The sequence below is a fragment of the Nocardia sp. NPDC019395 genome, assembly GCF_040632335.1.
Classification (GTDB): domain Bacteria; phylum Actinomycetota; class Actinomycetes; order Mycobacteriales; family Mycobacteriaceae; genus Nocardia.
This window is the reverse complement of record NZ_JBEYBT010000001.1, coordinates 1149273-1168140: the sequence shown is the minus strand read 5'-3', so window position 1 is coordinate 1168140 and position 18868 is coordinate 1149273. Positions and strand designations below refer to the sequence as shown.

Annotated in this window: 17 protein-coding genes; 15 read left to right on the top strand and 2 right to left on the bottom strand. The window is 66.1% G+C overall.

Annotated features, from left to right (window positions below; all coding sequences use genetic code 11):
- Positions 1-184 precede the first annotated feature (184 nt).
- The 11 genes from ABZ827_RS04765 to ABZ827_RS04715 all read left to right on the top strand — a co-directional run bounded on the left by ABZ827_RS04765 (position 185) and on the right by ABZ827_RS04715 (position 11498).
- Complete coding sequence (locus tag ABZ827_RS04765) at positions 185-1066, top strand: hypothetical protein (RefSeq protein ID WP_357232835.1); 882 nt, start codon at positions 185-187, stop codon at positions 1064-1066.
- Positions 1067-1109: 43 nt separating this feature from the next.
- Entirely contained in the window at positions 1110-1904 is a 795-nt protein-coding gene (locus ABZ827_RS04760; RefSeq protein ID WP_357232833.1) for a TetR/AcrR family transcriptional regulator, read from the top strand.
- A gap of 117 nt (positions 1905-2021) precedes the next feature.
- Positions 2022-3224 carry an ABC transporter substrate-binding protein gene (locus ABZ827_RS04755; protein ID WP_357232831.1) on the top strand — a complete coding sequence of 401 codons (1203 nt, stop codon included), beginning with the start codon at positions 2022-2024 and terminating at the stop codon, positions 3222-3224.
- Positions 3221-4096, top strand: coding sequence for a branched-chain amino acid ABC transporter permease (locus tag ABZ827_RS04750; RefSeq protein WP_357232829.1), 876 nt, complete (start codon positions 3221-3223; stop codon positions 4094-4096). Before ABZ827_RS04755 ends, ABZ827_RS04750 begins: the two co-directional genes overlap by 4 nt.
- Entirely contained in the window at positions 4096-5082 is a 987-nt protein-coding gene (locus tag ABZ827_RS04745; RefSeq protein ID WP_357232827.1) for a branched-chain amino acid ABC transporter permease, read from the top strand. Before ABZ827_RS04750 ends, ABZ827_RS04745 begins: the two co-directional genes overlap by 1 nt.
- A gap of 5 nt (positions 5083-5087) precedes the next feature.
- Complete coding sequence (locus ABZ827_RS04740) at positions 5088-5873, top strand: ATP-binding cassette domain-containing protein (RefSeq protein ID WP_357232825.1); 786 nt, start codon at positions 5088-5090, stop codon at positions 5871-5873.
- 64 nt (positions 5874-5937) lie between these two features.
- On the top strand, positions 5938-6639 hold the full coding sequence (locus ABZ827_RS04735) for an ABC transporter ATP-binding protein (RefSeq protein WP_357232823.1): 702 nt from the start codon (positions 5938-5940) through the stop codon (positions 6637-6639).
- Positions 6639-8279, top strand: a complete 1641-nt coding sequence (locus ABZ827_RS04730; protein WP_357232821.1) for a class I adenylate-forming enzyme family protein — start codon at positions 6639-6641, stop codon at positions 8277-8279. The genes ABZ827_RS04735 and ABZ827_RS04730 overlap by 1 nt, the downstream gene beginning before the upstream one ends.
- Positions 8254-9105 (top strand): mycofactocin-coupled SDR family oxidoreductase, encoded by an 852-nt coding sequence (locus ABZ827_RS04725; protein ID WP_357232820.1) that lies wholly within the window; start codon positions 8254-8256, stop codon positions 9103-9105. The genes ABZ827_RS04730 and ABZ827_RS04725 overlap by 26 nt, the downstream gene beginning before the upstream one ends.
- 150 nt (positions 9106-9255) lie before the next feature.
- A complete protein-coding gene (locus ABZ827_RS04720) occupies positions 9256-10386 on the top strand; it encodes a protein kinase (protein WP_357232818.1) in 1131 nt (376 codons plus the stop codon).
- A complete protein-coding gene (locus ABZ827_RS04715; RefSeq protein WP_357232816.1) occupies positions 10368-11498 on the top strand; it encodes a hypothetical protein in 1131 nt (376 codons plus the stop codon). The genes ABZ827_RS04720 and ABZ827_RS04715 overlap by 19 nt, the downstream gene beginning before the upstream one ends.
- 69 nt (positions 11499-11567) lie before the next feature.
- Here ABZ827_RS04715 and ABZ827_RS04710 read toward each other — a convergent pair whose 3' ends face one another.
- Entirely contained in the window at positions 11568-12743 is a 1176-nt protein-coding gene (locus tag ABZ827_RS04710) for a damage-control phosphatase ARMT1 family protein (RefSeq protein WP_357232814.1), read from the bottom strand.
- Positions 12744-13000: 257 nt separating this feature from the next.
- On the opposite strand from ABZ827_RS04710, the gene ABZ827_RS04705 reads away from it, so the two are divergent.
- From ABZ827_RS04705 to ABZ827_RS04695, 3 genes are all read left to right on the top strand, one after another.
- Positions 13001-14245: an MFS transporter gene (locus ABZ827_RS04705; protein WP_357234490.1), complete on the top strand. Its 1245-nt coding sequence runs from the start codon at positions 13001-13003 to the stop codon at positions 14243-14245.
- Positions 14245-15600, top strand: coding sequence for an LLM class flavin-dependent oxidoreductase (locus tag ABZ827_RS04700; protein ID WP_357232812.1), 1356 nt, complete (start codon positions 14245-14247; stop codon positions 15598-15600). Before ABZ827_RS04705 ends, ABZ827_RS04700 begins: the two co-directional genes overlap by 1 nt.
- 164 nt (positions 15601-15764) lie before the next feature.
- Entirely contained in the window at positions 15765-17099 is a 1335-nt protein-coding gene (locus ABZ827_RS04695) for a DUF2252 domain-containing protein (RefSeq protein ID WP_357232810.1), read from the top strand.
- A gap of 48 nt (positions 17100-17147) precedes the next feature.
- Here the strand turns inward: ABZ827_RS04695 and ABZ827_RS04690 are convergent, their stop codons facing one another.
- Positions 17148-18188, bottom strand: a complete 1041-nt coding sequence (locus ABZ827_RS04690) for an NAD(P)-dependent alcohol dehydrogenase (RefSeq protein WP_357232808.1) — start codon at positions 18186-18188, stop codon at positions 17148-17150.
- A 90-nt stretch (positions 18189-18278) separates the two neighbouring features.
- Here ABZ827_RS04690 and ABZ827_RS04685 point away from each other — a divergent pair, with 90 nt between their 5' ends.
- Entirely contained in the window at positions 18279-18866 is a 588-nt protein-coding gene (locus ABZ827_RS04685) for a TetR family transcriptional regulator (RefSeq protein ID WP_357232807.1), read from the top strand.
- Positions 18867-18868: the final 2 nt, after the last annotated feature.

The following is an 18868-nucleotide window of genomic DNA, read 5'->3' as shown; positions in this document are numbered from 1 at the left end:
CCGGCGCCGCGAAATACAGATCCCGGTGATCGCTCCGGCCGAACCCTGGAGCGCCGGCGGACGCGCTCACCGATCCCACCCCCAGAACGCGTGGCTATCATCGACAGACATGTATGCACATCGCTGAACGCGCGGTTCAACTCTCGGCGCGGGTTCAACGCCGGAACCGATTGAGGGATGTCGGATGAAACCGTTCAGCGTCGGCGCCGCCTTGGGTAGGGGGAAGGCGCGATTGGCGGCAACGCTCGGGGCCGCGGGATCGCATACCTCCAGGATCTACCGGGGATTCGCTGGGACCACACGCGATTCGCGGGAATGGGCCCTCGCCGAACAGCGCGGTGTCCGCAGGTTGGTTATCGCTCACCCACCTGTACTGGGTGGGGTCGCGCTGGCAGGCGCCGGCATTTGGGTCGGGATCGACAACATGAGCGCTGTCGATCCGCTCGATCCGAAGGTCGCGGACTACATCGCCATGTCTCCCTTCATGACGAAAGAGCTAGCACGTCTCCGTGAGGACGGATGGCGTATCGGGTACCGCGACGTGAAGGAAGACACTGTGCTCGGCTATTGCGACCGGGATTCCAAGACGATCATCCTCGACAAACAGATACAGAAAGACCCCAGGTGGACCATTGCCGTCCTCGCGCACGAGATAGGACATGCCTACCCCGGCAGCATCAACCCCGAGACCGACCCACCGAAGCCCGGGGAAAAGTATATGGACTGGCTGAGGCGCAACCTGTACACCAGACTCGAAGCGGAAGCGGAATCCGGATTGGTCAGCGCTCAGGTGCGAAAGGAGATCCAAGATAACGGCGGCCTCGATATCGGCCCCGAGGGCGGCGGTGAAAGTTCAGACCAAACGATTGCCTACGAGCAGATACTCGACGGCAGGGACACGCGGGAGGAAACACGTCGTCAAATTGTGCAATACGATCTCGTCGACGAACCGAATGTTTTCGATCGCTATCAGTCCAAATTGGAAAAGACATGGAACGAGAACTACGCTGAATCCCATGGGGCGGCCGAGGGAAAGTTGAAACCGGACGATCTTGTGCGCTGGTAATGAGCAGCACGATCCGCTGGGCCTCATCGCAGGCATTCGGGGGATGTTGATCGGGTCGATGCAGGCGGGCGTGGTGCCGGAGATGATGGCCCCGTCCACGTCGGCACGCGTGGTCGCTCGACAGGCGTCGTTGCGGGCGGGTATGTATGAGCGGGTGGTGAACCGCCGAGACCAGATCAAACGCGTTGCCGCGGGGCTCTTCGTCGAGCACGGGGTGGCGGGGACCAGCGTTCGGGATATCGCCGAGGGGGTCGGCATATTGTCCGGCAGCCTCTACCATCACTTTCCGTCCAAGGACGCGATCGCGTTCGCGATCCTGAACGACTTCCTGACCGACCTGAACGCCCGGTACCGATCGGTACTCCCCCATGTGACCGGGATGCGCGATGAACTACGCGCACTTGTCTATTCGTCGATCGAGATCGCCGAGGCGCATCCGTACGCGACCGAGATCTACCAGAACGAGAAGACCTACCACGGGCCGGGCGCACCGGACACGATCGCTGATGCGGTTCGTGAGGCACATACCTTCTGGATCGATGCCGCGACCCGGGCGAGCGCGGACGGAGAACTCCGCGCCGGGCTCGACCCGGTCGAATTCGCGCGGATGCTTCGCGAAGGCGTGTGGTGGTCGATCCGCTACCACCGGGAACACCTGGCCGAGCGGCGCGACGAGGTCACCGACACTGTGGTCGCCGCTTTTGTCGACGGCGGCGCGGCACCGGATACTCGCGCGAACAGCGCCCCCGCCGGTGGCACTCGGATCATCACCGATCGGCTCGATCGTATCGAACATCAGCTCGCCGAACTGTCGAAATCCCTGCTCAACGAGCCGTAGTCACGTTTGCGGTGGCCGGAGCGCCTGGCAACCCGTTGACAGGCGCAGTGGTACAGGACACACTCTCAATCAATCGCTTGGCTTTGACCAAGCGCGTGCTTGATTGGTGGTGGTCTGATGAGACGTGCCCGGATACTTTCCTGGGTACTGGCCGCGGCGTTGATGCCGGCGGGATGTGCCCAGGTGCGGGAGCCGGTGGACGATTACATCGTTATCGGTATGGACGAGGATTCGACCGGCCCGGGAGCCTCCTATTCGACGATCGCCGGTGACACCGTCCGTGCCACCGTGGACCGGCTCAACGCCGCGGGCGGGATCAGCGGCAAAGAGGTCCGCCTGGTGGTGGAGAACGACGAGAGCAGTCCCACGAATACGCCCTCCATCATCCGCAAACTGGTCGATCAAGGTGCCTCCGCCGTCATCCTGGCGACGGGCAGCGGGTCCGCGCTGCAGGCCAAACAGATTTCGCAGTCCACCGAGGTCGTCACCATCGCTCCCACCGCGCTGACCGACGCGGTGGCCGGACCGCCCGGGAACGAGTTCGCCTATATGGTCCCCAACCCCTTGGCCCAGTACGCCGACGTCTATTGCGGTGCCTTCGCGGCGCAGGGCAAGAAACGGCTCGGCGTACTCGCCGATTCGAGTCCGGCGATCGCCGGGATTCTCGACACGCTGTACCCGAAGCTCCGTGAATGCATCGATATCGTCGGCACCCAGAAGGCCGCCGTCGATACCGCCGATCTCACCGCGGGTGTGAGCCGGCTTCTGGACAGCGATCCGGACGTGGTGCTCGTCGCGAGCGTCGGCGGCAACTTCGAACTCCTCGCGCAGAACACGGTGCATCGTTTGGCGCCCGAACTTCAGCGCTTCTCACTGGCGTCGATCGGCAACCAGCCCCAATCGTGGAAGCTGGCCGCACCCGGCTCCCTCGACAACCTCGTCTACATGGGCAGCCTCAGCGACGACAATCCCCGGACCGCCCAGCTGCAGAACTGGCTGCGAACCATCAAGGGGCCGGACTACTCCCTGACCGCTTACGACGCTCAGGCATACGACTCGGTGATGTTGCTCGCGCGGGCGATCGAGATCGCGGGGACCCATACCGATCCGCATCGTCTCAACGAGGCGATGCAGCAGGTCCGTGACATTCCGGCGAGTTTCGGTCAGGAACCACTCACCCTGTCGTTCTCGCCGGACGAACATATCGCCCCGGATTCGGCGTGTGGGCTGGTGCTCATCGAGTTCGGTGCCCGCAATGTCCCGACCGGACCCTGGCCGGAATACCAGCCGGATTGCACACCGAAGGGATCCGATCGATGACTGATCTCCAACTGTGGCTTGCCGCCGCCGAGATCGGATGCTTCTTCGCCCTGGTCGGGCTGTCGATCTATCTGGTCGTCGTGGGGGCTTCGTTCTTCAATTTCGCCGCCGGTCCGTACGCGATGGCCGCCGCGCTGCTCGCCGGCTACGCGTCCGCCCACTGGGGTGTCCCGATTCTGTTCGGTGCCGTGCTGGGAATCGCCGCGGCAGTGGGAGTATCGCTGCTGACCGAAATCGTGGTGGTCCGGCCGGTGCAACGCCGATCCGGCGGTGCGGAACTTCCGGCCCTGGTCGCTGTCACCGCGACCCTGTTCGCCATTCAGCAACTGGCCGGCACGATCTTCGGCCGGACCCCGGTATCGGTAGCGAATCTGTTCCCGCTACCGGACTTCCGTATCCGGTCGGTCTCGATTCAGGGCACGACAGCCACCATCATCCTGGTCACCGTGGTGGTCCTGCTGGCCACCGTGCTCTGGTTGCGGACCACCGCCACCGGACAGCTCCTGCGCGCGGTCGGCGACAACCACGAGGCGGCCCGGATGATCGGCGTGAACGTCAACCGTGTCCGGCTGTGGGCGTTCGGTATCTCCGGAGCAGTCGCCGGGATCGCCGGAATTGTTTTCGCGGCCAAGTCCGGTGCCCAGTTCACCAGCGGATTGTCCTGGACACTCACCGGATTCCTCGCGCTGGTCGTCGGCGGTACCGGGAAGCCGTGGGCGCCGCTGATCGGCGGACTCGCGCTCGGCTGGGTCCAGGTGTTCGGCAGTTTCTATTTCGGTGCGACCGGCAGTTCGATCGCCATCTTCCTCGTCGCCCTCGTGTTCTTCGCGTTCCGGCCCGAAGGCCTGTTCCAACGAAAGGTGCGTGTCTGATGGCTGTCACCGCAACCACCGGACCCGCCGCGCGGACCGTGCTCGGTGAGCTGGGTATCTGCCTCGCTGTCGTCGTCGCGGTGCTGCTCTGGATGGGGCCCAGCCTCTACCGGCAGGACCTTGTTTTCCTGGCCGCCACCTATGCGCTGGTCGCGCTGGGTATGTATCTGCCCTTCGTCCTGGCCGGCTCACTGTCCATGGCGTACAGCGCCTATGCGGCCATCGGTGCGTACGCGGTCGCCTATCTGTCGGTGGAAAAGGGGCTGTCACCGTGGTGGGGCTGGCTCGCCGGCATGCTGATCGCCGCCGCGGTCGCTCTGGTTCTCGCGATATCGACCAGGAAACTGTCGGGCTTCTACCTCGCCGCGGTGACATTGCTCTTCGCCATCGCGTTCGAGCACTGGCTGGGCGACGCGACCACCATCACCGGTGGCGCCTCGGGCATCTCCGGTATTCCGGTGCCGTCGCTGTTCGGATGGGAACCCCCGCGCTACGCCCAGGTGGTGGCCGCGATCCTTTTCGTCTGCGCGGTCGCGGTATTGATCGACCGGCTGCGCAGATCCGCCTGGGGGCTTTCACTTTCCGCCGCGCGGGAGAACGCGCCGGCGGTGCGATCGGCCGGTATCTCCCCGACTCATCTGACCGTTGTGGCACTGGCCGTCGGCGCGGCGATCGCCGCCACCGGTGGTGCCCTGTTCACCGTGTCGGTACAAGCGGTGACTCCGGAGACGTTCGGCCTGGAGCTGGTGTTTCTCGCGATCTTCATGCCTATCATCGGTGGTCGCGGATCGGCCTGGGGCGCTCCGCTCGGAGCGCTGATCGTCGTCGGTGTCACCTTGAACATGCCCGGTTACCAGGGCTCCGGTGAGCTCCTGCTGGCGGTGGTCGTGCTGGTGATCCTCTTACTCGCCCCGGGCGGCGTCATCGGCTGGGCGCACCGGCTTCTGCTGCGGCTCATACCGTCCCGGAACCTGGACAGGAGGTGACAACAGTGGCGACCGAAACTTCCACGGCCCTGCTGTCCGTGACAGGGTTGACCAAACACTACGGGGGCGTGACAGCCGTCGACGATGTGAGCTTCGATCTGCCCGCCGGCCGGGTGCTCGGCTTGGTCGGCCCCAACGGTGCGGGGAAAACCACCCTCGTCGACTGCATCGTCGGCACCCAATCCCCGAACGCGGGCACGGTGCGCGTGGACGGCCGTGATCTACCCGCCGGAGCCGCGGTCCGGGCGAGAGCGGGACTCGCCCGGACCTTCCAGCACCCGCAGCTGGCGCTGGAACTGACCCCGGTCGAGAACATCGTGCCCGGTATCGTGGGCCGTTCGATCGGTTCGTACGGTGCTTCCCTGCGCGCCCTCCTCCGTGGTCTCGCGGGCACACCCCGTGCGGTGCTCGACAAAGCGGCGGCGGTGGCCGAGGAGTACGGGGTCACCACCGCGCGCGTCCCCACCGGCAGTCTCGGGCTCGGTTCCCAGCGTCTGGTCGAAATCGCCCGCGCCATGGCCGCCGAACCCCGGGTGCTGCTGTTGGACGAGCCCTTCGCCGGGTCCGATACCGAGGGGATCGCGGCGATCTCCCATGCTGTTCGCCGGGTCCGGGAGGCGGGACATTCGGTGGTCCTGGTGGATCACAATGTCGATCTGATCGCCGAGCTCGCCGATTCGGTGGTACTGCTGGCCGACGGCGCGGTGGCTTTCACCGGGACCCCGCAGGACTGTATGCGCAGTGCGGAGATGCGGTCGGTGTACTTCGGTACCACCCAGGAGGCTCGATGATGCGATACCTCCGCCTTCGCTACGGCCTCCGCCGGCCGGATGTATCTACTTCGAGGAACGCTCAATGATCACTGTCCACGGACTCACTGTCCGATACGGAAAGGCCGTCGCGGTCCGGGACGTAGCGCTCGAAGCGCGGGCCGGGGAGGTCACGGCGGTGGTCGGGCCGAACGGTGCCGGCAAGTCGAGCCTGCTCTCCGCGTTGTTCGGCAGCACACCGGCAACCGGTGTCGTTACCGTCGGCGATAACGACCTCAGCGGTGTTCCGGCCCAGAAGAGGTTGCGCGCCGGAGTCGCATTCGTCCCGCAGGGCCGGCAACTGTTCCCGCGCCTCACCGTGCGGGAGAACCTGGAGATCGGGGCACGCCTGCTGGGCGCCCGCAACGATGTCATCGATACGGCATACGACCGGTTCCCGATCCTGCGGACCCGGTCGAAACAACTCGCCGGAGTACTTTCCGGCGGCGAGCAGCAGATGCTGCTGCTCGCCCGCGCCCTGCTGGTTCCACCTCGAGCGCTGCTGCTCGACGAGATGACCACCGGGCTGTCGCCCAAGATCGCCGCGGAACTGCTCGACCATATTCGCGACCTCGCCGATTCGGGGATCACGGTGCTCGTCGCCGAACCGGCACTGCACCGGGTGTCCCGGATCGTCGACCGCGGATACGTGATGATCCGAGGCTCCCTCTCCGAGCCGAAGGAGAACACCGACGAACTCGATACCGCGTACCGAGCGTCCATGGGGATGCTCGAGGAAGCTCTCTGATGGAACACGTACCGCTGGCGGATATCTCCACCGCCCCAGGATTCACCGCGGACCCCGAGGCCTACACGGGCTACTCCGTCGGCGACCTCGTCCGCCATTGGTCGGACACCCGCCCGGACGAACCCGCCTACATCAGCCCGGCCGGAACCACCACATGGGCCGAATACGACCGTCTCGCCGACCGCGTCCGCGCGGCACTGCTGTCCCTCGGCGATATTCCCGCGGTCACGGTGTATCTCCCCGATACCGTGGAGTTTCACGCCACGCTCGTCGGTGCCTATCGGGCAGGTGTCCTGGCCGTCGCGGTCGGAGCGCGTTCCGGGCCGGCCGAAGTCGCCCATCTGATGTCGGCCTCCGGCTCCACCGTGCTCGTCACCACCGGCGACAACCGGGGCGTACCGGTATCGGATCTGCTGCGCGAACTACGGATACGGAATGCCGCCCCAGCGCATCTGGTACTCGTCGACGGCACTCACGTCGTCACCGACGGCACCGCCGATCGGACGGGGAACCACCCACCTGACCTCCCCGGTTTCTCCGTCGACGATGTATGCCTGCTCAACAGCACCTCCGGTACCACCGGCCGGCCGAAACTCGTTATGCAGACCCAGCGCCGGTGGAGCACTTTCGCCGCGATCGCGTGCCGGAACGCCGAGATGAGCGCACAGGAGGTGGTCGCCGCGTTCGTCCCCGCCCCGTTCGGGTTCGGACTGTGGACCTCGCATTTCCTGCCCGCGCTCCTCGGCCGGCCGGCGCTGGTGATGAACCGGTTCGACCCGGCGGTCGCGATCGATCTGATGACCGAGCACCGCGCCACAATCCTCGCCTGTGTGAGCACCCAGTTCCGGATGATGCTGCAGACACCGGACCGGGAGCTGTCCCGCGCCGGCGCATTGAAGGTCATGTTCACCGGCGGTGAGGCCGTGCCCTACGCCGAGGCGAAGCGTTTCGAAGACACCACCGGGGCCCTGGTCCTGCAGTTCTACGGTTCCAACGAGACCGGAGCGGCCAGCGCCACCACGATCCACGACGACGACGAGACCCGCCTGGGCACCGGTGGCCGCCTCATCGAGGAGATGAACGTACGAATCCTCGACGACGGAACGGACACCCGAGCACCGGGTATCCGCCGTGGACAACCGGCCGTACACGGACCGCTCATGTCCCCCGGTTACTGGAACGACGACACCGCGAACGCCGAACTTTTCACCGGTGACGGCTGGATCCTGCTCGGCGATATCGTGGAAGTCGACGATACCGACCGCCTGCGAGTGGTCGGCCGCCTGGCGGACCTGATCATTCGCGGTGGAAAGAATATCTCCGCACTCGAAGTAGAGGATTTCATCCGCGAACACCCCGCGGTGGAGATGGTCGCGGCGGTAGGCGTGCCCGATCCGATCTTCGGCGAGCGGCTCTGCGCGGCGGTCACACTCGCGCCGGAAGCCGATCACCTGACACTCGACGAACTGAACTCCTGGCTTCGGGAACGAGGAATCACCCGGGAATACCTACCGGAACGGCTGCGAGTTCTCGAGCATATGCCGTTCGCCCCGGGCGGGAAGATCGCCAAAGCCCAGGTCAAGCAAATGGTCGAAACGATTGTGGGAGACGATGATGCCGGACAACGCAACCAGAGATGATCTCGGCGGCCGCACGGCGATCGTCACGGGCGCCGCGCGGGGACAGGGTCGCGCCGTTGCTCACGCGCTCGCCCGGCGCGGGGCCACCGTATGGCTTTCGGATATGTGCGCACCCAGCGACACCGCTCCTTACTCGCTGGCAACCGAAGACGATCTCACCGAAACCGCCCGCCTGATCGAAGCGGACGGCGGGCGCTGCCACGCAACCGTACTCGACGTCCGGGACGCCACCGCCGTAACAGCCTTCGCCGACTCCGTTGCGGAACAGTCGGGCGGTATCGACATTCTCGTCACCTGTGCGGGAATCGTCGGATTCGCGCGGGTCACTCAGCTTACGGACGCCATGTGGGCGGATATGATCGCGACGAATCTCACCGGAACGTTCCACTGCGTCCGGGCGGCGCTCCCGCATATGACCGCCACCGAGTCGGGCAGGATCGTTGCCATCTCGTCGATGAGCGGCAGGCAGGGGACTCCGAACCTCGCTCACTACTCGGCGTCGAAATGGGGAGTGATCGGCTTCGTAAAATCCGTCGCCCTCGAATACGCGGAACGCGGTATCACCGCGAACGTGGTGTGCCCCACCAACGTGGACACCCCGATGCTGCACAATCCCGCCCTCTATTCCCTGTTCGCCCCCGACCTCGAGAATCCCTCCCGGGACGAGGTCGAAGACCGCTACGCGCGCATGAGTCCCATGCGAATCCCTTGGTGCCCACCGGAAGCCATCGCCGACGCGGTCGGCCATCTCGTCGGCGAGTCCGGGCGCTACGTCACCGGAACCGTCGTCGACGTGGGACTCGGAGCGGCCGCCCGGATGCCGTGAGGATCGCTGCGCTCGACAGCGAGCGTCTCGAAACCCGCGCCTCCCCCGGCTGCCGGCACGCCGGAAAGATGCCGCGTGCGTTATATTCGCTTATGTCACATAGTTATTCGATAGCGACAGTTCGGGTAGCGCCCAGCATCGGGAGCCGAGGTGGTTTTGCAGTCGGGGGACGTGTTCGCCGGGTTCGTCATCGACCGCACGCTCGGGTCCGGTGGAATGGGCGTGGTATACCTCGCGCAGCATCCGCGGCTGGAACGCCGCGTGGCGTTGAAGGTGCTCAACGACGCATTGGCGACCGACCCGAAGGCCCGTATCGCGTTCGAGCGTGAAGTCACCCTGGCCGCACGATTCGACCACCCCAATATCGTTCCCGTCTACGACCGTAGCGGCCCCGATGATCCCGTGCTGTGGCTGTCGATGCAGTACGTCAGCGGTGGAGACGCCAACACCCTGCTGGCCGCGGACCCCGATGGGTTGTCCCCGGCCCTGGCGGTGGACCTGGTCACCGATGCCGCCGATGCTTTGGACACCGCCCACGCCGAGGGGGTGCTGCACCGCGATGTGAAACCGGCGAACCTACTGATCGGCCCGGGCCCGCGGCGGAACCGCCGGGCGGTACTGACCGATTTCGGTATCGCCCGCGCACTCGACGAATCGGTGACGGCGTCCACGCTCGCGGTGACTTTCGCGTACGCGGCCCCGGAACGATTCCTCGCTCAGCCCACCGACCACCGCACCGACGTCTACTCCCTCGGCTGCACCCTCCACCAACTACTCACCGGGCAGCCCCCTTTCCCACGGGACGCGCATGCCGCCGTGATGGCGGCCCACCTGAACGATCCGCCGCCGTCACCCCGCGCGCTGCGCCCGGAACTGCCGGCGGCGATCGATACCGTCATCGCCACCGCACTGGCCAAACAACCCGCGGAACGGTACTCGTCGTGCGGTGAGCTCGCGGACGCGGCGCGTAGGGCGATCGACAGTCTTCCGCCGGCCGCAGCCTCGCCCGATGTACCCGCCCCGTCCACGGCGGCCGGTATCGCGGTGTCGGCGCCGACAGGCCGTCCCGGACTGTCGGCCCCCCCCGGGCCGGGGCCTCGAAACCAGACCCGGAACTCGCCACAGCGGCGACCGCGGCCGCTGCTGCGGCGTCGGTTCCGCAGGACGGAATCGACGCACGCCCGAGCACGCCGAATCCCCGTCCGCCCGGGCCCGCAGGCTCTGCGGGCAAGCGCTCATACCGGGCCGGTATTGCCGCGGCCGTGGTATTCGCTGTACTGACTCTGGTTGTCGCGCTGGGAGTCTTGCTCCTGCGCGATACCGGATCCGAAGCCGCCTCGGGCCCGCGGACAGATGACCTCCCCGCTCCGCCCACCGTCGCCGCGACGATTCCGGTCGGCGCCCAGCCGGCAGAGATCGCGTTCGTCCCGGGCAGCCCCAACGCCTATGTCAGCAACACCGGCGACCACACCGTTTCGGTGCTCGATACGACGACCGACATTGTCACCGGCACCATCCGCGTCGGACCCGAGCCGGCGGCTCTGGCGGCCCACGCGGCCGCGGGAAAACTCTACGTTGCCAACAAGGGCGACAGCACGGTATCGGTGGTGGACCTCGCGAGCCGGACCGTCACGCACAGCATCCAGGTCGGATATCAGCCGTGGGATGTGGCCGTCGACACGGCGACGAATACCGCCTACGTGACCAACCGGCTCGATGACACGGTGTCGGTGATCGACACGAACACCGACACCGTGAAGCGGACCGTCCCGCTCAGCGGCGGCGACTCCAGCGTGGGTGAGACCGCCCAGCAGGTCGTGGCCGACCCGGTCACGCATCGCGCCTTCGCGACGGGAGTCGATCACACCACTGTGACAGTGATCGAGCCGAACACCCATGAATCCAAGGTAGTCCCGGCCGATACGAGCCCGGGTGGTGCCCTGGTCGATCCGGAAACGCACCACGCCTACATCGCCAATTATCACGGGCAATCGCTCACCGTGATCGATACAAGAACTCTCGCCGTCGTCGCCACCGTCGCAACCGATATATACCCCGACGACATGGTGGTCGATTCGGCCACCCACACCCTTTACCTCCTGTGCAGGGAGGGAACGCTGTCGAAGATCGACACCACCACGAACACCATTACCGCGACCCTTCGCCTCCCACCGGAGCAAGACGAGCTCGCGGTCGATCCGCATTCCGATACTGCCTACATCACCAGCGAGTTCACCGATGACGTAACGGTCGTCGATACCGCCACGCTCACTGTCATTCCCGATGAACCGCCCAAGGGAGCGAAGCCCGGGGCGGTAGAGGTGGATCCGGCCACCGGTGATGCCTACGTACTGAACACAGCCGGCAACTCGGTTTCGGTGATCTCCCGCTGACACCGGGATCAGCCGGCGACCACCGAAACCGGATGCATCCTTGTTCCGGCACTCGCGGCGGCGGCATCCTCATGCCGCCGGGTACATCTGCACCACACCGTGGGACCCGCTTGTCCGCCAACCTGGTTCAGTGCTCTCGAGGGTGCTCAGTACACGCGCGTCGATGCCGACGGCGACATCGCATTTGAGGGTCCGCAGTGCGATCACCCGGGTGGGAAAGTACTCGGTGACTGTGGTGAAGGGTGTCGTGGCGGGCCGGTGGCAGTCACCCACAAGTCGGCGGTAGTTGAGGTCCCCTTTCAGGATCACCGTATCGGCGCCCGCGAGATCGGCGCGCAGATCGCCGGGCAGGTGATGAAAGGACAACGGTGCGCAGTAGAACTCGTGCGCCCGCACCCGCAGCCGGTCGGTCCTCAGCGCCGCGTTGAGCCGAGCAGCCGCGGTACGGGCTCGGCCGGGGATCCGCGCGAGGCGTTCGAGGGTGGCCAGCAGGTCGGCGGTGGTGGCGTCGGAGACGTAGTACGGCCGCGGCTTGAGATGCAGTTCGACGGTGAGGGCCGGGTGCAACTGCAGAAGGTGATCGATGAGGAGCAGGTCGGGGATCAGCTCCCGACCGGCATTGTCCGCGATCAGGGTGATGGTTCCGGCCGAATGGGCATCGAGATGGTCGGCGACCGCGGCAGTGTGATCTTCCAGAATGCTGCCGGGTGCGTCGTGCGCGGCCGCGGACGAACCGGACAAACGGAAGCCCAGGTCTGCCCGGTTGCCCCACAGCGCCGCACGAACCAGGGCGGCAGTGCGCTGCCCGGGTGCTCCGGCGTCCTGTTCGGGTGCCGCGGAAAGTTCGGTGTCCAGCGCGGAATCCGCGAGCTCGGCGCGCTTGCGGGTGAACGGATCGATGCCCTGCCACGGACCCGGGCCGAAGTAGCCCACCGCGTCCAGCAGCAGGTGGTAGAAGTAGCTTTCGGCCCAGAGGAACGGAATATCGAGCCACCGGTGCCCGTATATTTCGCTCCCCCACCGGTCCCATTCCGCTTTCCCGGTAGTGCCGTCGGGCAGCGGCTGCACGGTTCCGGTGATCTGCTCGCGAAGAGCATCCAGCCGGCGCCGGATCTCGGGCGGGTAGGGGTGCGCTGCACCGACCTGGTCGATGATGGCCGGGTGCCGGCGGGTCAGCACGGTCCACGCGAACGATTCCGGTTCCGTGGACACGATGGGCCGGGCATCGGGTGTGCTCGTGACCATAACGCTCCGATCGCGGTTCGGTGAGTCCTTCGCTGCTGCCACTCCGGTGGCGCCGGCAATCGTGGCATACCGTCGCGCGGGACAGAAACCGGTGGTAGCTCCGGTCCCGCGGCCGGCCCCAATTGTGATCACGACGAGAACAAACCTCTGCATGCACACGTTCGACCGCTAAGTTCCCGCCGGTGAGTATCGCGATCAGCAGTCCCGAGGCCCCACCGGGTGCTCGGCCGTCACCGCGGACCGTGGCGTTCGGGAGCATGATCGGCACCACCATCGAGTGGTACGACTTCTACCTCTACGCGACAGCCGCCGCACTGGTGTTCAAACCCCTTTTCTTCCCGAATGTCTCCTCCACCGCGGGCACCCTGGCCACCTTCGCCACCTACGCGGCCGGTTTCGGCGCCCGCCCCGTCGGCGCGATCATCTCGGGACATCTCGGTGACCGGATCGGTCGCAAAACCGTGCTGGTGGTCGCGTTGCTGCTGATGGGCGCGACCACCACCGCGATCGGTGTGTTGCCCACCTACGCCCAGGTCGGACTGGTGGCCCCGGCGCTGCTCGCGACACTGCGGGTGCTGCAGGGCCTGGCGGTCGGCGCCGAATGGGGTGGCGCGGCGCTGCTGTCGGTCGAACACGCGCCGGCCGGAAAGCGCGGATGGTACGGCAGCTTCACCCAGCTCGGATCGCCGGCGGGAATGCTGTTGGCGACCGGAGTCTTCTATGTGGTGCGCGCCGTATCCGGTGAACAAGCCTTCCTCGACTGGGGATGGCGGATCCCGTTCCTGCTGAGCATCGTGCTGGTGGTGGTCGGTTTGCTGATCCGGCTCCGGCTGACCGACGCGCAGATCTTCGACCGGCTGCGCGAACGGGACGAGGTGGCGCGGCTCCCTGTTGTCGAGGTGCTGCGCACCCAACCACGGAATGTGCTGCTGACCACCGGTTTACGGCTCTCCCAGATCGGGCTGTTCGTCCTGCTGACCACCTACTCCCTGACCTACCTCCAGGACGAATTCGGCAAGGACAGCCAGGTGGGGCTCGTCGGCGTGTTGATCGCCTCCGCACTCGGACTCCTCAGCACCCCGCTGTGGTCATGGCTGTCGGACCGGGTCGGCCGCCGGCCGCTGTACCTGTTCGGCGCCGTGGGCGGGCCGGTCGCCCTCGCCTTGTTCTTCCTGGCAGTCGACAGCGGGTCGGAACTCGCGATAGTCCTGGCCATCGTTTTCGGTGTCAACGTCCTGCACGACGCCATGTACGGCCCGCAGGCCGCCTGGTTCGCGGAACTGTTCGATACCCGGGTCCGCTACAGCGGAACCTCGCTCGGCTATCACATCGGAGCGGTGCTCTCCGGCGGATTCGCCCCGCTCATCGCGGCCGCTCTGCTGGTCGCCGGCGGTGGACGGCCGTGGCTCATCGTCGGCTATTTCATCGTGGTGTCCGCGCTCACGGCCGTAGCGGCCGTGGCGGCCCGCGAAACCTATCGCGACGATCTCAGCGAGGTCTGATGAAACGCATATATCTCAACGCCTTCGATATGGCCTGTGTCGGCCATCAGTCACCCGGACTGTGGAAACATCCCGCCGACCAGGGCCACCGCTACAACGAACTCGGCTACTGGACCGAGCTCGCCCGCTCGCTGGAGGACGGCGGCTTCGACGCACTGTTCCTCGCCGATGTACTCGGCGCCTACGACGTGTACGGCGGCTCCCGCGACGCGGCGGTCACCGATGCCGCGCAGTTCCCGGTGAACGATCCCACCCTGGCGGTCTCGGCGATGGCCGCGGTCACCGAACGGCTGGGCTTCGGGGTCACGATCTCGCTGACCTACGAGCAGCCGTACGCACTGGCCCGGCGGCTCACCACACTCGACCACCTCACCGGCGGGCGGGTCGCGTGGAATATCGTCACCTCGTATCTGGCCAGTGCCGCGGCGAACCTGGGACTGGACAGCCAGATTCCGCACGACGAACGATACGAGATCGCCGAGGAGTATCTCGAGGTCTGCTACAAGCTGTGGGAGTCGTCGTGGGAACACGATGCGGTGCAGCGGGATCCGGACCGCGGTGTGTTCACGGATCCGGCGAAGGTCCACGATATCGAGCACAAAGGTCGCTACTTCACGGTGCCGGGGCCCTTCCTCTGCGAACCGTCGCCACAACGCACTCCCACCCTGTTCCAGGCCGGCGCTTCCCCGCGCGGGGTCCGGTTCGCCGCCGCGCACGCGGAAGCGGTATTCGTTTCGGGCCCGAACCCCGAGGTGGTGAAGCGACCGGTGCGCGCGCTACGCGAGGCAGCGGCCGAACTCGGCCGCGATCCCCGGTCGATCAAGGTGTTCACCATGCTCACCCCGATCGTGGCCGAAACCCGGGAACAAGCGCTGGCCGAACTGCGGTCCTACGAAGAGTTCGTGAGCGTGGAGGGAGCGCTGGCCCTGTTCGGCGGGTGGACCGGAGTGGACCTGTCCCAGGCCGACCCGGACGAGCCGTTGCAGCATGTCGAAACGGAAGCCAACCGCTCGGCGCTGACTTCCTTCACCTCGGACCCGACTCGCACCTGGACACCGCGGGACCTCGCCACCTCGCTCGGGATCGGTGGGCGGGGGCCTGTTGTCGCCGGGTCACCCGGGGAAGTCGCCGATGAGCTGGAACGCTGGGTCGACGAGGCCGATATCGACGGCTTCAATATCGCCTACGTGACCACACCGGGGACCTTCGCCGATTTCTCCCGTCACGTGGTGCCGGAGTTACGCCGCCGCGGGCGGGTTCCGGAGTGCACCGAGACCTCCACCTTGCGGGAGAAGCTGGGCGGTGACGGTCCGCTGCTGTCCGCCGACCACCCGGGCTCGGCATACCGGCGATAGCGGCAGATCCACCGGGACCACATCCGTGTTCGAGGCAGTGCGGACGCGGCGGGCGTGGTTCTGGCACGATCGAACCCACCGCCTCCGCTGCCCGGTCCGGGCGCCCGGCGGAGAAAACTTCCGGACGAGAGGACCGAGCCGACACCGTGGGTACGCAGAACGGGATGAACGAGCGCAGTGCACACGACCGTAAGGCCGAGATCGTCGAGGTCTTCGCCGGCGCTTTCGGGGATATGATCGCCGCCGACCCGAGCGCGTTCCGCAAGAAATTCCGCAAAATGGCGGACAACCCGTTCGCCTTCTACCGCGGGTCCGCCTGCCTGTTCTACAACGATATGGCCACCGCCGAAGACCGGTGGGCCGATGAGCGGACCGGCAGGATCTGGATTCAGGGCGATCTGCACGCGGAGAATTTCGGCACCTATATGGATTCGGCGGGTCAATTCGTCTTCGACGTCAACGATTTCGACGAGGCCTACCTGGGCTCGTTCACCTGGGATATCAAACGGTTCTGCGCGAGCGTGGCGCTACTGGCCCGCCGGAAGGCCGTTTCCGATGCCGATATCGAGGCGTTGATCGCGACCTATGTGCGTTCCTACGTGCGTATGGTGCGCGACTTCCACGCCGGCACCCGCGACGAGCAGGATTTCAAACTGCATCTGCGCAACACCGAGGGCCCGGTGCACGATGTGCTGCTCGATGCCCGGATGAACACCCGCACCGCCCTGCTGGCGAACACCACGGTTGTCGAGAACTACGAACGGCGGTTCCGCCCCGGCAAGGATGTCCGACCGGTGGGCGACGAGGAGCGCGCACTCGTACTGGACGCGTTCACCCGATACCTCGAAACGATCCCGGAGCACAAGCGTTTCCGGAGCATCACCTACGAGGTCAAGGACATCGTTGGCCGCAAGGGTTTCGGGATCGGTTCGGCAGGCCTGCCCGCATACAACATTCTGGTGGAGGGCCAGACCGAGGCGCTGGAGAACGACGTGATCCTGTCCATGAAACAGGGGAACGTGGCCGCGCCCAGCCGGATCGTGCGCGACGAGCGGATCCGCGACTACTTCCACCACCACGGGCACCGCACCGCGGTCTCCCAGCGCGCGCTACAGGCCCACGCCGACCCCTGGCTCGGCTATACCGAGATCGACGGGGAAGGCTTCGTGGTCTCCGAACTCTCCCCGTATGTCGACGATCTCGACTGGTCCGACCTCACCGAGCCGATGGAGATGCAGCCGGTGATCGAATACCTCGGCCAGGCCACCGCGGGTATGCACTGCGTCTCCGACGCCGACTCCGAGCAAACCCTCGTCGAATTCCAGAGCGAGGACGCGATCATCGCGGCCATCGGCTCCGACGAGGAACAATTCGTGCGGGATATGGTCGCTTTCGGTCAGGCCTATGCCCGCCGCACTCGCGAAGACCACGAGCTTTTCGTCGACGCCTTCCGCAACGGCGAGATCCCCGGTCTCGAACGATCGGCACCGGTCGCCTGAGCCGGATACGCCGGGCGATGCGGTGAGATTCGGCGACTCGCTACTCGGTCAGGCCAGGTCGGACAGGTCGAGCACGAAGCGGTAGCGGACGTCGTTACGTTCGAGCCGATCGAGGGCTTCGTTCACTTGTGCCGACGGCAGGACTTCGATATCAGCTGTGATGTCGTGGCGGGCGCAGAATTCCAGTAGCGCGGCGGTGGCCGGGCGGCCACCACTACCTCCCGAGCCGAGTTTCTTGCGTCCGATGAGCAGATCGGTGGTCTGCACGGTGACCGGTCCCAGGTACCCGACCTGACTGAGAGTGCCGTCCAGAGCGACCAGCCGAAGGTAGGGCCCGAGGTCGTGTGGAACCGAAATCGTATCGATAACGACGTCGAAACTGTCTCTGGCGGCGTCCATTTCGGTCTCATTCGCCGAGACCAGGAACTCGTGCGCGCCGAGCCGGCGGGCGTCGGCCGCTTTGTCCCGGGATCTGCTGACCACCACGGTCTCCGCGCCCAGCGCGACGGACAACTTGACCGCCAGATGCCCCAGGCCACCGAGCCCGACCACCGCGACGCGGCTACCCGGCCCGATGCCGAGGGCTCGCATCGGCTCCCAGACCGTGATTCCGGCGCACAGCAGGGGAGCCGCTCCGGCGGGGTCGAGTCCGGCGGGCAGGTGGTAGGCGAACCGCTCGCGGACGAGGTATCCGCGGGAGTAGGCCCCCAAGGTGGTCGACCCGTCCCGCCTATCGGTACCGCCGTAGGTGAGCGTGGGGAATTCGCGGCAGAAGTTCTCCTGACCGGCTCGGCACATGGCGCAGGCACCGCAGGAGTCGACGATATTGCCGACCGCTACCGAATCGCCCACACCGAATCCGGAGACATCACTGCCGACCTCGGTTACCACGCCGGTGAACTCGTGTCCCGGCACGAGCACCGGGTCCGCAGCGCCGTGATGCTCACGGACGGCATGGAGATCGCTGTGGCATACGCCGCAGTAGTCCACCCGCACCGCGAGATCGTCGGGCCGCAGGTCCCGGCGCGGGACAGTTGCCCGCCGTAACGTCATGGCGCTGTCCGCCTGCCATCCGACCGTCGTTCTCATACCAGCTCCCTAAACAGACTGTTCTGTCTATTGAGCATAACCGCCGATCGGCCAGAGGTAAACAGACTGTTCTGTTGTAAGTTGGATGGTATGACCGATCGGCCGCTGACCGCCCGCGGCGCCGCCACCCGCGAGCGCATCCTCGAGGCGGCGAACCGGGAGTTCGCCGCGCACGGTATCGCCGGGGCCCGTATCGAACGGGTCGTCGCCGACGCCCGCACGAACAAGGCACAGCTCTACGGCTATTTCGGCAGTAAGGAAGGCCTGTTCGACGCCATCTTCGCCGATTCGCTGGAACGAATCGTGAACGTCGTCCCCATCGACGCGACCGATCTCGCGGACTGGGCCGTGCGGTTGTACGACGAGTACCTCCGCCGCCCCGACCTCATCCGGCTGGCCACCTGGGCGCGCCTGGAGCGCCGGCCAGCCGGCCATCTGGTCGACGATGCCGACCGGCTCGACGATCACAAACTCCGCGCCATCGCCGAGGCTCAGACAGCGGGCCTCGTATGTCCCGGCGACCCATTCGACGTGATGGCGCTGGTGATCTCCATGTCCATGGCCTGGTCGCCCGTCAGCAACGTCTATGCCGCCACCGGCGAGGAGCCGCGGGAGGCGCACGACCGGCGCCGCACGCTGCTCCGCGAAACCGTCCGGCGTGCGGTGATGACAGCCTGAGG